This is a genomic window from Streptomyces sp. NPDC045899, assembly GCF_056431485.1.
This window is the reverse complement of the sequence record NZ_JBWKKP010000023.1, coordinates 75,519-88,988: the sequence shown is the minus strand read 5'-3', so window position 1 is coordinate 88,988 and position 13,470 is coordinate 75,519. Positions and strand designations below refer to the sequence as shown.

Sequence of the window (13,470 nt, the reverse complement as noted above, 5' to 3'; positions counted from 1 at the left end):
CAACGGTGAGGCCCCGGACCTCTGTCTCCGCGCCGCCGCGCCCCGGCGGGGCGGCCTGGTCCCCGGCCGTGGCGCGTGTTAGGGAGAGGGCATGGCTCACCATGAGGCGTACGACGTCGTCATCGTCGGCGGCGGGCACAACGGGCTGGTCGCCGCCGCCTATCTCGCCCGCGCCGGACGCAGTGTGCTGGTGCTGGAACGCCTGGACCACACCGGGGGAGCGGCGGTGTCCACCCGGCCGTTCGCCGGGGTGGACGCGCGGCTGTCGCGCTACTCCTACCTGGTCAGCCTGTTGCCACGACGGATCGTGGACGACCTGGGGCTGCGCTTCGCGGTGCGCGGGCGCGCGGTGTCGTCGTACACCCCGGCCGTGCGGGACGGACGTCCGACCGGTCTGCTGGTGGACACCGCGGGCGGCGGGCGCACCCGGCAGGCGTTCGCGCGGCTGACCGGTTCCGACCGTGAGTTCACCGCGTGGCAGCGCTTCTACGGGATGACCCAGCGCGTCGCCGAACGGGTCTTCCCGACACTGACCGAACCGCTGCCGACCCAGGAGGCGCTCCGGTCCCGGATCGCCGACGACGCGGCGTGGGAGGCGCTGTTCGAGCGGCCGGTCGGGGAGGCGATCGAGGGCGCGTTCGAGGACGACCTGGTCCGTGGCGTGGTCCTCACCGACGCGCTGATCGGCACGTTCGCCCATGCCCACGATCCGTCGTTGCGTCAGAACCGCTGCTTCCTCTACCACGTGATCGGCGGCGGCACCGGCGACTGGGACGTACCGGTCGGCGGGATGGGCGCGCTCACCGACGCGCTCGCGGACGCGGCCCGTGCGGCGGGCGCCCGGATCGAGACCGGGCGCGAGGTGACCGCGATCGCCACCGACGGCAGCGCGGCGGAGGTGAGCCACACGGGCGACAGCGGCGAGGGAGTGGCCGCCGCCCGGTATGTGCTGGTGGGCGCCGCGCCACGGGAGCTGGCGCGGCTGCTGGGCGAGGACCCGCCCGCCCCGCCTGCCGAGGGAGCACAGCTCAAGGTGAACATGCTGCTGCGGCGGCTGCCCGCGCTGCGCGATCCGGACGCCGATCCGCGCGAGGCGTTCTCCGGGACGTTCCACATCGCCGAGGGGTACGGGGCGCTGGAGGACGCCTACCGGCAGGCCGCGGCGGGGGAGTTGCCGCACCGTCCGCCGTCGGAGATCTACTGCCACTCGCTCACCGATCCGTCGATCCTCGGCCCGGATCTGGCGGCCCGGGGCTATCAGACACTGACGCTGTTCGGACTGCACACCCCGGCACGGCTGTTCACCGAGGACCACGACGCGAGGCTCGCGGCGCTGCTGGAGGCCACGCTCGCGGAGCTCGACGGCCATCTCGCCGAGCCGCTGGCGGACTGTCTGGCCACCGACGCGGACGGAGTGCCGTGCATCGAGGCCAAGAGTCCGCTGGACCTGGACCGTGAACTCCGGCTGCCCGGCGGCAACATCTTCCACCGGGACCTGGCCTTCCCCTACGCCCAGGAGGGCACCGGCCGCTGGGGCGTGGAGACCGGCCACACCAATGTGCTGCTGTGCGGGGCGGGTGCGGTGCGCGGCGGCGGGGTGAGCGGGATCCCCGGGCACAACGCGGCCATGGCCGTGCTCGAGCGCTGACACCGGGATCCCAGCGATCTGACGTTCCGTCAGAAAAACTCTTCCCTCGTCCGGTCCGCTGCGGCATCCTGCCGCCCATGAGAACGGAGCTGAGCACACGGCTGGGCGTGGAACACGCCATCTTCGGCTTCACCCCGTTTCCCGCCGTCGCCGCGGCGATCACCCGGGCCGGTGGCTTCGGGGTGCTCGGCGCGGTGCGCTACGGCGAGGCCGGGGACCTGGCCCGCGATCTGGACTGGATGGAGCGGCACACCGACGGCCTGCCCTACGGCCTGGACGTGGTGATGCCCGCCCGCCAGGTGGCGGGGGTGACCGAGGCGGACATCGAGGAGATGATCCCCGAGGGGCACCGCCGCTTCGTGGCGGAGACGCTGGCCGGACACGGGGTGCCGGAGCTGCCCGAGGGCGAGGCGTCCGGCTGGCGGATCACCGGCTGGCTGGAGAAGGTGGCCCGCAGCCAGCTCGACGTGGCCTTCGACTACCCCGTCAGACTGCTGGCGAACGCGCTCGGTTCACCGCCCGCCGATGTCATCGACCGTGCCCACGGCCACGGCATCCTGGTGGCCGCGCTCGCCGGCAGCGCCCACCACGCCCGCCGTCACCAGGAGGCGGGGGTCGACATCGTCGTCGCGCAGGGCTACGAGGCGGGCGGCCACACCGGCGAGATCGCCACCATGGTGCTCACCCCCGAGGTGGTGCGGGCCGTGGATCCGCTGCCGGTGCTCGCGGCCGGCGGTATCGGCAGCGGTGAACAGGTCGCCGCCGGACTCGCGCTCGGCGCCCAGGGCGTCTGGCTGGGCTCGGTCTGGCTCACCACCGAGGAGGCCGGACTGCACTCGGCCGCCCTCACCCGGAAACTGCTGGCGGCCGGATCGGGGGACACCGTGCGCTCCCGCGCGCTCACCGGCAAACCCGCCCGCCAGCTGCGCACCGCGTGGACCGACGCCTGGGAGGACCCGGAGGGACCGGACCCGCTGCCCATGCCGCTCCAGGGGCTGCTGGTCGCCGAGGCCGTCTCCCGCATCCAGAAATACGAGGTGGAACCGCTGCTCGGCACCCCGGTCGGCCAGATCGTCGGCCGGATGGACACCACCCGCAGCGTCCGGGCCGTCGTCGACGACCTGACCCGAGGATTCGAGCGTGCCATCGACCGCATCAACCGCATCGCCGGACGGGCGTGACCGGACGGGCGTGAGGAGGGCGAAGGACCGATGAGCGATATTCCGCACGGCTTCTGGGCCCAGGCCGTACAGGAGCCGGACCGTACCGTCCTGGTGGCTCCCGACGGCGAGGAGTGGACCGCGGGCCGGTTGCACACCGCGTGCAACCGGCTGGTCGGCGGGTTGCGCGCGGCCGGGCTGCGGCGCGGTGACGCGTTCGCCGTCGTGCTGCCCAACGGGCCCGAGTTCCTCACCGCCGCGCTGGCCGCCACCCAGGCCGGGCTGTACCTCGTCCCCGTCAACCACCATCTGGTCGGCCCCGAGATCGCCTGGATCGTGGCCGACTCCGGCGCCAAGGTGCTGATCGCCCACGAGCGGTACGCGGACCGCGCCACCGCCGCCGCGGACCAGGCCGGGCTGCCCGCCGAACGCCGCCACGCCGTGGGGCACATCGAGGGCTTCCGCCCGTACGCCGCCCTGCTCAACGGTCAGTCGGGGGAGCCGCCCGCCGACCGTGAACTGGGCTGGGTGATGAACTACACCTCCGGCACCACCGGCCGCCCGCGCGGTATCCGCCGTCCGCTGACCGGAAAGCTCCCCGAGGAGAGCCACCTCGGCGGATTCCTCCGCTTCTTCGGCATCGTGCCGCGTGCCGAGGAACCCGACAACGTACACCTGGTGTGCTCACCGCTCTACCACACCGCGGTCCTCCAGTTCGCGGCCTCGTCCCTGCACATCGGCCACCCCCTGGTGGTCATGGACCGCTGGACACCCGAGGAGATGCTGCGGCTGATCGCCGCCCATCGCTGCACCCACACCCATATGGTCCCCACCCAGTTCCACCGGCTGCTGGCCCTGCCCGAACAGGTCCGCCGCTCCTACGACGTGTCCTCGATGCGCCACGCCATCCACGGCGCCGCGCCCTGCCCCGACCACATCAAGCGCGCGATGATCGACTGGTGGGGGCGGTGCGTGGAGGAGTACTACGCGGCGAGCGAGGGGGGCGGCGCCTTCGCCACCGCCGAGGACTGGCTCAAGAAGCCCGGCACCGTGGGCAGACCGTGGCCCATCAGCGAACTGGCCGTCTTCGACGACGACGGCGAGCGGCTCCCGGCCGGCGCGGTCGGCACCGTGTACATGAAGATGAGCACCGGTGGCTTCTCCTACCACCAGGACGCGGGGAAGACCCGCAGGAACCGCATCGGTGACTACTTCACCGTGGGCGACCTCGGCCTCCTCGACGAGGACGGCTACCTCTTCCTGCGCGACCGCAAGATCGACATGATCATCTCCGGCGGGGTCAACATCTACCCGGCCGAGATCGAGGCCGCGCTGCTCACCCATCCCGCCGTGGCCGACGCGGCCGTCTTCGGCGTGCCGCACGACGACTGGGGCGAGGAGGTCAAGGCGGTCGTCGAACCCGCCGAGGGGCACGCGCCGGTCCCCGCGCTCGCCGAGGACCTGCTCACCCACTGCGCCCAGCGGCTCGCGGGCTTCAAACGCCCCCGGTCCGTGGAGTTCATCGCCGAGATGCCGCGCGACCCCAACGGCAAGCTCTACAAGCGGCGGCTGCGGGAGCCGTACTGGGAAGGTCGTGAGCGACCCATGTAACCAGGGGTGGACCAGCCGTATCCTCTGCCCCATGCACACACTTGACAGCGTCGAGGTGGACGGGATCGAGCTGGCGTACCGGGTGTGGGGCGCGCCGGGCGCCCCGCCGGTCCTGCTGCTGCACGGTCTCGGCGAGGGCGGCGTCGACTGGCTCACCGTCGCGCCGCGGCTCGCCGAGGGCCGCCGGGTGTACGCGCTCGACCTGCGGGGCCACGGGACGAGCGACTGGCCGGGGGACTACGCGCTGGGGCCGGTGCGCGACGATGTCGCCGGATTCCTGGCCGCCCTCGGTCTGCCCTCCGTCACCGTGATCGGACATTCCTACGGCGGGGTGGTCGCCTACCTCCTCGCCCAGCGCCATCCGCACCTGGTGGAACGGCTGGTGCTGGAGGACGCCCCGCCCCTGCTGCCCCAGGACCCACCGCTCCCGGTGCCGCAGCGCCCCGCGGGGCGGCTGGTCTTCGACTGGGCCGTGAAGACCCAGTTCACCGAGGCCCGCAACGCCCCCGACCCGGCCTGGACGGAGGGGCTTTCGGCCATCACCGCCCCGACGCTGGTGATCGGCGGCGGACCGGCCAGCCACATCCCGCAGTCGCTGCTGGCCGATATGGCCGAGCGGATCCCCGACTGCCGTCTGGTCACCATCGAAGCGGGTCATCTGGTCCACCAGGAGCGTCCGGAGGAATTCCTGGCCGCCGTCGGCGCGTTCCTGGAGCCGTGACGATCCATCGGTGCGCCGCTGCCGGACGGCGGATCCCCGGCCCGTCGGTCCGGGTGCCGGAACGGCTCCCGACGGTGCGCCGTAACGGCTCCTGACGGTGTGCCGGGACCATGGCGTCGAGTCCCCGCATCGAGGAGGTCCTTCCGTGCGACCGTTCCCGCCCGCTCCGCGCCGCGCGCTCATCGCGGCCGTCACCACCACGCTGCTCGCCACGGGCGTCACGGGGGCCACCGGCGCCGGCGCGGCCCCGGCCGCCACCGCGCGGGACCGTACCGCCGCCGTACCGTCCCGGCTGGTGCCGCTGGTGGAGCGGTCCGCCGAGCGGCTGCTGACCGCGGACGAGGTGGCCGCCGCCAAATGGGGCACGGACAGCCCGGTGGACGACCCCGTGCGGGAGCGGCAGGTGCTGGACGACGTCGCCCGCCAGGCCACGGAGGTGGGCGGTGACCCGGCCGCGACGGTGCGGATCTTCCGCGACCAGATCGAGGCGAACAAGGTGGTGCAGCGCGCCCTCCTCCGCCGCTGGGACGCCGATCCCTCGCGGGCGCCCGCCGAACGCCCCGATCTCTCCCGGGTCCGGCGGGAGATCAACCGGATCAACGGTGAACTGGTGCGTGCCATCGCCGACTCGGCCGCCGCACGCACCGCCCCCTCGTGAGCGGGACGGCTGACCGCCGGGGCGCCGGCCACGGTCCGGGAGAAGCGGCTGGACGTCCTGCACACGGCCGCCCTGGCGCGGGCCCTGCCGTCGGTGTGCGGGGACGGGACGACCGCCACCCGCTGAGCGGGGACCCCTCAGCCGCCGGGCGGCGCAGCGGCGGCGGTCGCCCGCGCCCAGCGGTAGTCGGCCTTGCCGCTGGGGGAGCGCTGGATCCGGTCGGTGAAGACGACGGTGCGGGGGATCTTGTAGCCGGCGAGCCGGGCGCGGCAGTGCTCCCTGACCGCGTCCGCGGTCAGCGAGGTCACCCCTTCCCGGGGCTGGACGACGGCTGCCACGCGCTGGCCCCAGCGCTCGTCCGGAACCCCCGCCACCAGTGCGTCGTACACGTCCGGATGGGCCTTGAGGGCCTGTTCGACCTCCTCCGGATAGACCTTCTCACCACCGGTGTTGACACACTGGGAGCCACGGCCCAGGACCGTGACCACACCGTCCTCGTCGACCGTGGCCATGTCCCCGAGCAGCACCCAGCGTTCCCCGCGCACCGCGAAGAAGGTCTCGGCGGTCTTCTTGGGGTCGTTGTAGTAGCCGAGCGGGACATGGCCGCGCTGGGCGAGACGGCCGGGCACACCCGGCGCGGCGGGCTCCAGCGTCACCGGATCGACCACGGCGGTACGGGAGTTGACGCGCAGCCGGAAGCCCTTCTCGGGACCGGAGTCCTCGGTGGCCGTACCGTTGAAGCCGGACTCCGAGGAGCCGAAGTTGTTGAGCAGCGTCGCGTGCGGCACCAGTTCGGCGAACCGGGCGCGCACGGTGTCCGACAGGATCGCCCCCGAACTGCTGACGGCGAGCAGCGAGGAGCGGTCGAGGTCCCCGAGCGGGCCGCTCAGCGCGTCGATCAGCGGGCGCAGCATCGCGTCACCGACCAGCGAGACGCTGGTGACCCGCTCCTTCGCGATGGTCCTCAGCACCTCCTCGGGGGCGAACTTGCGGTGCAGGACCACCTTCTGCCCGAAGTGGAAGGCGATGAACGCGGTGAGGGTGGAGGTGCCGTGCATCAGCGGCGGGGTGGGGAAGAAGACCAGCCCCTCGCCGCCCGCCGCCACCCGCTCGGCCAGCTCCTCCGGACGGCTGACGGGTTCCCCGGTGGGCGCGCCACCGCCGAGCCCGGAGAAGAACAGGTCCTCCTGGCGCCACATCACCCCCTTGGGCAGTCCGGTGGTGCCGCCGGTGTAGATGATGAAGCGGTCGTCCGCGGAGCGCGGACCGAAGCCACGGGCCGCGGACCCGGTCATCTCGGCATCGGTGAACCGCACCGCCGACGCGGGACCCGGATGGCCGTCGTCGCCGACCCGCAGGAGGTGGCGCAGGGTCTCGGCGCGCGGTGCCGCGGCGGCCACCCGCTCGCCGAACTCGGCGTCGAAGACCAGGGCGGCCAGATCGGCGTCCCGGTAGAGATGGACCAACTCCTCTTCGGTGTAGCGGTAGTTGACGTTCACCGGTACGGCGCGGATCTTCAGACAGGCCAGTGTGGTCTGGAGGTACTCCACGCCGTTGTAGAGGTGGAGACCCACATGCTCACCGGGGCGTATCCCGCTGTCCCGCAGGTGATGGCCGATCCGGTTGGCCGCCTCGTCGAGGCCCGCGTAGGTCAGCCGCCGCTCCCGTCCGGTGCCGGGGTGGTCGAGGTGGACCAGGGCCTCGCGGTCGGGCACCGTATCGGCGACCGACTCGAACAGGTCGGCAAGGTTGTATTCCACGGGCTCCTCCTGACCTGGCATCGGGCGGGCTCGGCGCTCATTACAGACCCGCGGGGGAGAGGTGGGAAGGGCCACGGCCAAGAAATCTGACGAGACGTCAGCTAGCTCTTGAAGTCGCTCCCCGGCTCCTGCAACCTGTTGGCGTCGAGACGGGAGGACTGCCGTGACAAGCGGGACCGAACACCTCGTGGTGGAGCGTGTGGGCGCCACGCTCGTACTCACCCTCAACCGCCCCGAGGCCAGGAACGCCCTCTCGCTGCCGATGCTGGTCGGGCTGTACGACGGCTGGCTGGAGGCCGACGCGGACGACACCGTGCGCTCGGTGGTGCTCACCGGCGCGGGCGGTGTGTTCTGCGCCGGAATGGACCTCAAAGCGCTCGCGGGCGGCGGCCGGATGGCCGGCGACCACTACCGCGACCGTCTCAGGGACGACCCCGACCTCCACTGGAAGGCCATGCTGCGCCACCACCGGCCGCGCAAACCGGTGATCGCCGCCGTCGAGGGCCACTGTGTGGCGGGCGGCACCGAGATCCTCCAGGGCACCGACATCCGCGTCGCCGGACGCGGCGCCACCTTCGGCCTCTACGAGGTGCGCCGCGGACTCTTCCCCATCGGCGGCTCCACGGTGCGGCTGGCCCGGCAGGTGCCGCACACCCACGCCCTGGAGATGCTGCTCACCGGACGGCCCTACCCCGCCGAGGAGGCCGCGCGGATCGGGCTGATCGGCCATGTCGTCGAGGACGGCACGGCACGGGACAAGGCGCTGGAGATCGCCGGGCTGATCAACGCCAACGGTCCGCTGGCGGTCGAGGCGGTCAAGGCATCCGTCTACGAGACCGCCGGGATGACCGAGGCCGAGGGGCTGCGGTCCGAACTCGAACGCGGCTGGCCGGTCTTCGACACCGCCGACGCCAAGGAGGGCTCCCGCGCCTTCGCCGAGAAGCGGCCGCCGGTCTACCGGCGGGCCTGACCCACCGCCGGGCACACCCGCGCGGCGCCGCGCTCACCCCGCGCACCCGACCGGTCCGCACCCGCCGGACAGAAGGAGACCCCACCCATGCCCCCGGCTCCCTCCTCCTCCGAGGCCCTCCGGGCCCCCCTGGTCGTCGAGTTCCCCTTCACCCGCTCCCTCGGACCGGTCCAGAGCGCCTTCCTCACCGGGCTGCGCGAACGCACCGTGCTCGGGGTCCGCGCCACCGACGGCCGGGTGCTCGTCCCGCCCGTCGAGTACGACCCGGTCACCGCCGGGGAACTGCGCGACCTGGTCGAGGTCGCCCCCACCGGCACCGTCACCACCTGGGCCTGGAACCCCTCACCGAGCCGCGGCCAGCCTCTGGACACCCCCTTCGCCTGGGTGCTCGTCCGGCTCGACGGCGCCGACACCGCCCTGCTGCACGCCCTCGACGCATCCGGACCCGAGGCGGTGCGCACCGGGATGCGGGTGCGGGTCCGCTGGGCCGAGCGGCGCACCGGCGCCATCACCGACATCGCCTGCTTCACACCGGACGGGGACGCAGCCGGACCCCCGGCCGGACCCGCCCCGCACAGCGGTGAGTTCACCGATCCCGTACGCGGCATCGTGGCACCCGCGCGGCTGGACTACACCTACGCTCCCGGCCGCGCCCAGACCCGCTTCCTCGCCGCCCTCGCCGGACGCAGGACCGTCGGGGAGCGCTGCCCCTCCTGCCGGAAGGTGTACGTCCCGCCCCGGGGTGCCTGCCCCACCTGCGGGGTCGCCACCGCCGACCAGGTCGAGGTCGGCCCGCACGGCACCGTCACCACCTTCTGCATCGTGAACATCAAGGCCAAGAACCTGGACATCGAGGTGCCGTACGTCTACGCGCACATCGCCCTGGACGGCGCCGGGCTCGCCCTCCACGGCCGGATCGCGGGCATCCCCTACGACCAGGTGCGGATGGGGCTGCGGGTGGCGCCGGTGTGGACCGAGGACGGCCGTTACCCGGACCACTACCGGCCCACCGGCGAACCCGACGCCGACTACGACACCTACAAGGAGCTGTTGTAGATGCGCGAGGTTGCCATCGTCGCCTTCGCACAGAGCGACCACCGGCCCGACACCTCGGACGTCTCCGAGGTGGAGATGCTGATGCCCGTCCTGCGCCGGGTGCTGGACGGCGCCGGACTCACCACCGGGGAGATCGGCTTCACCTGCTCCGGCTCCTCCGACTACCTCGCGGGCCGCGCCTTCTCGTTCACCATGGCCCTGGACGGCGTGGGAGCCTGGCCGCCGATCTCCGAGTCCCATGTGGAGATGGACGGCGCCTGGGCGCTGTACGAGGCGTGGACCAAGCTGCTCACCGGCGAGGCCGACACCGCGCTGGTGTACTCCTACGGCAAGTCCTCGCCCGGTGATCTGCGCGAGGTGCTGACCCGTCAGCTCGACCCGTACTATCTGGCGCCCCTGTGGCCGGACTCGGTCTCGCTGGCCGCCCTCCAGGCCCAGGCGCTCATCGACGCGGGCGAGACCGATGAACGCGCGCTGGCCGGTGTCGCCCACCGCAGCCGTACCGCCGCCGGGGCCAACCCGCATGCCCAGCTCTCCGGTCCGGCCGCGCCCGGGCAGCTGCTGGACACCCCCTACCTGGTCCGTCCGCTGCGCCGCCACGACTGTCCGCCGATCGGTGACGGCGCGGCGGCCGTGGTGCTCGCCGCCGGGGACACCGCCCGCGGACTGTGCCCCCGCCCCGCCTGGATCCGCGGGATCGACCACCGGGTCGAACCGCACGCCCTGGGCGTACGCGACCTCACCCGCTCCCCGTCCACCCGGCTGGCCGCCGAGCGCGCGGGCGCCTTCGACGCGCCCGTGGACACCGCCGAACTGCACGCGCCGTTCACCTCGCAGGAGGTGCTCCTCCGCCGTGAGCTGCGGCTCGGCGCGGACGTCCGGGTCAATCCCTCCGGCGGCGCGCTCGCCGCCAATCCCATGATGGCCGCCGGGCTGATCCGGCTCGGGGAGGCCGCCGCCGCCATCCACCGCGGTGGCTCCGACCGGGCCCTGGCCCACGCCACCTCGGGCCCCTGCCTCCAGCAGAACCTGGTGGCGGTCCTGGAAGGAGAGCCGAGTTGAGCAAGGAGCCGGTGGCCGTCGTCGGAGTCGGCCAGACCCAGCACACCGCGGCCCGCCGGGACGTCTCACTCGCCGGACTGGTCCGCGAGGCGGCCCTGCGCGCCCTGGAGGACGCCGAGTTGACGTGGGCGGACATCGACGCCGTGGTCATCGGCAAGGCCCCGGACTTCTTCGAGGGCGTCATGATGCCGGAGCTGTACCTCGCCGACGCGCTCGGCGCGGTCGGCAAACCCCTGCTGCGCGTGCACACCGCGGGCTCGGTCGGCGGCTCCACCGCACTGGTGGCCGCCACCCAGGTGGCCGCCCGGATCCACCGGACCGTGCTCACCCTCGCCTTCGAGAAGCAGTCCGAGTCCAACGCGATGTGGGGCCTGTCCCTGCCGGTGCCGTTCCAGCAGCCGCTGCTGGCGGGGGCGGGCGGTTTCTTCGCACCCCATGTGCGGGCCTATATGCGGCGCACCGGCGCGCCCGCCGGGACCGGCGCTCTCGTGGCCTACAAGGACCGCCGCAACGCGCTGCGCAACCCCTACGCGCATCTGCACGAACACGGGCTCACCCTGGAGAAGGTGCGGTCCTCGCCCATGCTGTGGGACCCCATCCGCTACTCCGAGACCTGCCCGTCCTCCGACGGTGCCTGCGCCATGGTGCTCACCGACCGCGCCGGGGCCGCCCGTGCCCCGCGTCCCCCCGCCTGGATGCACGGCGGTGCCATGCGCAGCGAACCCACCCTCTTCGCGGGCAAGGACTGCGTCTCCCCGCGGGCCGGGCGGGACTGCGCGGCCGATGTCTACCGGCAGGCCGGGATCACCGATCCGCGCCGTCAGATCGACGCCGTCGAGATGTATGTGCCGTTCAGCTGGTACGAGCCGATGTGGCTGGAGAACCTGGGCTTCGCCGCCGAGGGCGAGGGCTGGAAGCTGGTGGAGTCCGGGGTCACCGAACTCGACGGCGAACTGCCGGTCAACCCCTCGGGCGGAGTGCTCTCCACCAACCCCATCGGGGCCTCCGGCATGATCCGGTTCGCCGAGGCCGCGCTCCAGGTGCGCGGTGAGGCCGGGGAACACCAGGTCGAGGGCGCCCGCACGGCACTGGGCCACGCCTACGGCGGAGGGTCCCAGTTCTTCGCCATGTGGGTGGTGGGGGACGCGCCGCCGACCGGGTGAGCGTACTTCTTTCGTGGCCTGTGCGGCACCGGCCGCGATCGCTAGGGTGGAGCGCGGACGACGATCCGGGAGGAGCCAGGCCGTGGCCGAGATCACCACCACCGAACACCCTCTCACCTCCGGCTGGGAGAAGCCCGACCTCGATCTGACGGGCGCCCAGTGGCGCTCCGGTAGTCAGGGGGTGGGCGATGTGGAGATCGCCTTCGTGGAGGGGTTCATCGCGATGCGCCACGGCCGGCGCCCCGAGGACCCGGCGCTGATCTTCACCCCGGCCGAGTGGCGCGCCTTCGTGGTGGGCGCCCGGGACGGGGAGTTCGACCTCACGTAGGTCCTGAGCACGAAACCGCCGGCCGGGCCGCCCGAGATGTCTCGGGCGGCCCGGCCGACGGCGTCGTGGCCCTTCCGTTTACGGCTCCGGTTGTGAGCGTCAGCCCGTTGTGCGCCCCGCGCGCACCAGGGCGTCCGACTCGGCCAGACCCGCCCAGGGCCGTTGACGACCCCGGCTCACCGCTTCGATGCCCCGCTCGTCGTAGCGGGCCGTCCGCAGGGACCACCCCAGATTGCCGCTGATGACATTCCGCATGCCGTCCACATAGGACTCCACATCACGGCGTACCGCCGCTGCCACCCCGGCCCGGGAGAGCATCCTGGGCAGCCGGGCCGCGGTCTTCTCGAACCAGCGGTAGCGGGCGTTGGCGAGGCCCGCGATATGGCGCACCGCGTCCTCCAGATCGCCACCGGCGCGCTCACGCCGCACGATGACGCTGTTGTGGACGTCCCCGGCCGCCAGCTCCTTGTCCAGGGAGGCGATGTCGTTGGTGAAGACCACCACGTCATCGGTGGCCTCCCGCATCCTGGCGAGCGGATGGCCGCCGTGCAGCGCGTCGGGCAGGGTGAAACCGCCGAAGGGCTCGTTGAGGTCCAGGCAGGGCTGCACACCGATGGAGTGGCGGCGCAGCGCGAGCACCGCGTCCACCGAGCGCGGCATCCCGGCACCGGATCCGGTGCGCTCCAGGGCCTCGCGGTGGTACGAGTGCAGATACTCCAGCCAGTGGTGGCGGAATCGCGCCCGCCACACCGGTGAGCGGCCGGAGTTGATCCGGCGCCACAGATCGCGGAAGCTGGCCAGCAGCGGCCCCTCCGGCCCGTCGTACCGGTGGCCCGTTCCGTCCCCGCCCCCGGACGCCTCCCGCGCGTCCGGGCCGCGCGACGGCTCCTCGGTGATCCGGACGATGTCCGCCACCAGCCGGGCCACCACCTCGGGTCGGTGGCCCAGTTCACCGTCGAACTGGTCGTCGAAGACGAAGTACCAGCCGACCAGGTCATTGCCCAGATCGAGATCGGCGCCCCGGGCTCCGGGGTAGAACAGCCCCGTCAGCACGTCGAACCGCAGCGCGTCGTACTCGGCGACGGCCTCGCCGCCCTCGAAGACGCCGAACCGCGACAACCACTGGACGGTGTGCAGTCTGGCGGCCTCCGCATCGGGGCTGAGGCCGGCGGAGGCCGGAAAGTCGAACAGGGCCGCCCGCCGTAACAGCGCCGACTGCCGGGCGTGAGACCGCGAAGCACGTGTGGTCATGATGCGAAACCGCCCCCCTCCATGAAGTGGATCACCCGCGCCGCACATATCACAGGGCATCACGGCGCTGGGGCAACCCGAT

At 72.8% G+C, this 13,470-nt stretch carries 12 protein-coding genes; 10 read left to right on the top strand and 2 right to left on the bottom strand.

What is annotated here, in order from left to right:
- Nucleotides 1-91: 91 nt before the first annotated feature.
- The 5 genes from AC07FT_RS28205 (at nt 92) to aroQ (ending at nt 5,798) form a co-directional block, all read left to right on the top strand.
- A complete protein-coding gene (locus tag AC07FT_RS28205) occupies nt 92-1,648 on the top strand; it encodes a phytoene desaturase family protein (RefSeq protein WP_479178690.1) in 1,557 nt (518 codons plus the stop codon).
- 77 nt (nt 1,649-1,725) lie between these two features.
- Entirely contained in the window at nt 1,726-2,829 is a 1,104-nt protein-coding gene (locus AC07FT_RS28200; protein WP_479178688.1) for an NAD(P)H-dependent flavin oxidoreductase, read from the top strand.
- Nucleotides 2,830-2,859: 30 nt separating this feature from the next.
- Nucleotides 2,860-4,419 (top strand): acyl-CoA synthetase, encoded by a 1,560-nt coding sequence (locus tag AC07FT_RS28195; protein WP_479178686.1) that lies wholly within the window; start codon nt 2,860-2,862, stop codon nt 4,417-4,419.
- 31 nt (nt 4,420-4,450) lie between these two features.
- On the top strand, nt 4,451-5,140 hold the full coding sequence (locus AC07FT_RS28190; RefSeq protein ID WP_479178685.1) for an alpha/beta fold hydrolase: 690 nt from the start codon (nt 4,451-4,453) through the stop codon (nt 5,138-5,140).
- Nucleotides 5,141-5,285: 145 nt separating this feature from the next.
- Nucleotides 5,286-5,798 carry a gamma subclass chorismate mutase AroQ gene (aroQ, locus tag AC07FT_RS28185; RefSeq protein ID WP_479178684.1) on the top strand — a complete coding sequence of 171 codons (513 nt, stop codon included), beginning with the start codon at nt 5,286-5,288 and terminating at the stop codon, nt 5,796-5,798.
- 137 nt (nt 5,799-5,935) lie between these two features.
- On the opposite strand, the gene AC07FT_RS28180 is transcribed toward aroQ, so the two are convergent.
- A complete protein-coding gene (locus tag AC07FT_RS28180; protein ID WP_479178683.1) occupies nt 5,936-7,558 on the bottom strand; it encodes an acyl-CoA synthetase in 1,623 nt (540 codons plus the stop codon).
- 163 nt (nt 7,559-7,721) lie between these two features.
- On the opposite strand from AC07FT_RS28180, the gene AC07FT_RS28175 reads away from it, so the two are divergent.
- From AC07FT_RS28175 to AC07FT_RS28155, 5 genes are all read left to right on the top strand, one after another.
- Nucleotides 7,722-8,528: a crotonase/enoyl-CoA hydratase family protein gene (locus tag AC07FT_RS28175; RefSeq protein ID WP_471204810.1), complete on the top strand. Its 807-nt coding sequence runs from the start codon at nt 7,722-7,724 to the stop codon at nt 8,526-8,528.
- An 87-nt stretch (nt 8,529-8,615) separates the two neighbouring features.
- A complete protein-coding gene (locus AC07FT_RS28170) occupies nt 8,616-9,584 on the top strand; it encodes a Zn-ribbon domain-containing OB-fold protein (protein WP_479178682.1) in 969 nt (322 codons plus the stop codon).
- A complete protein-coding gene (locus tag AC07FT_RS28165) occupies nt 9,585-10,646 on the top strand; it encodes a thiolase domain-containing protein (protein ID WP_479178681.1) in 1,062 nt (353 codons plus the stop codon). It abuts the gene before it with no gap.
- The gene (locus AC07FT_RS28160) at nt 10,643-11,809 is read left to right on the top strand and encodes a thiolase domain-containing protein (protein WP_479178680.1); all 1,167 of its coding nucleotides are present in this window, start codon (nt 10,643-10,645) and stop codon (nt 11,807-11,809) included. The genes AC07FT_RS28165 and AC07FT_RS28160 overlap by 4 nt, the downstream gene beginning before the upstream one ends.
- An 82-nt stretch (nt 11,810-11,891) precedes the next feature.
- Nucleotides 11,892-12,137: a DUF397 domain-containing protein gene (locus AC07FT_RS28155; RefSeq protein ID WP_479178678.1), complete on the top strand. Its 246-nt coding sequence runs from the start codon at nt 11,892-11,894 to the stop codon at nt 12,135-12,137.
- Nucleotides 12,138-12,236: 99 nt separating this feature from the next.
- On the opposite strand, the gene AC07FT_RS28150 is transcribed toward AC07FT_RS28155, so the two are convergent.
- Nucleotides 12,237-13,388 (bottom strand): isoafricanol synthase, encoded by a 1,152-nt coding sequence (locus tag AC07FT_RS28150; protein ID WP_479178676.1) that lies wholly within the window; start codon nt 13,386-13,388, stop codon nt 12,237-12,239.
- Nucleotides 13,389-13,470 lie beyond the last annotated feature (82 nt).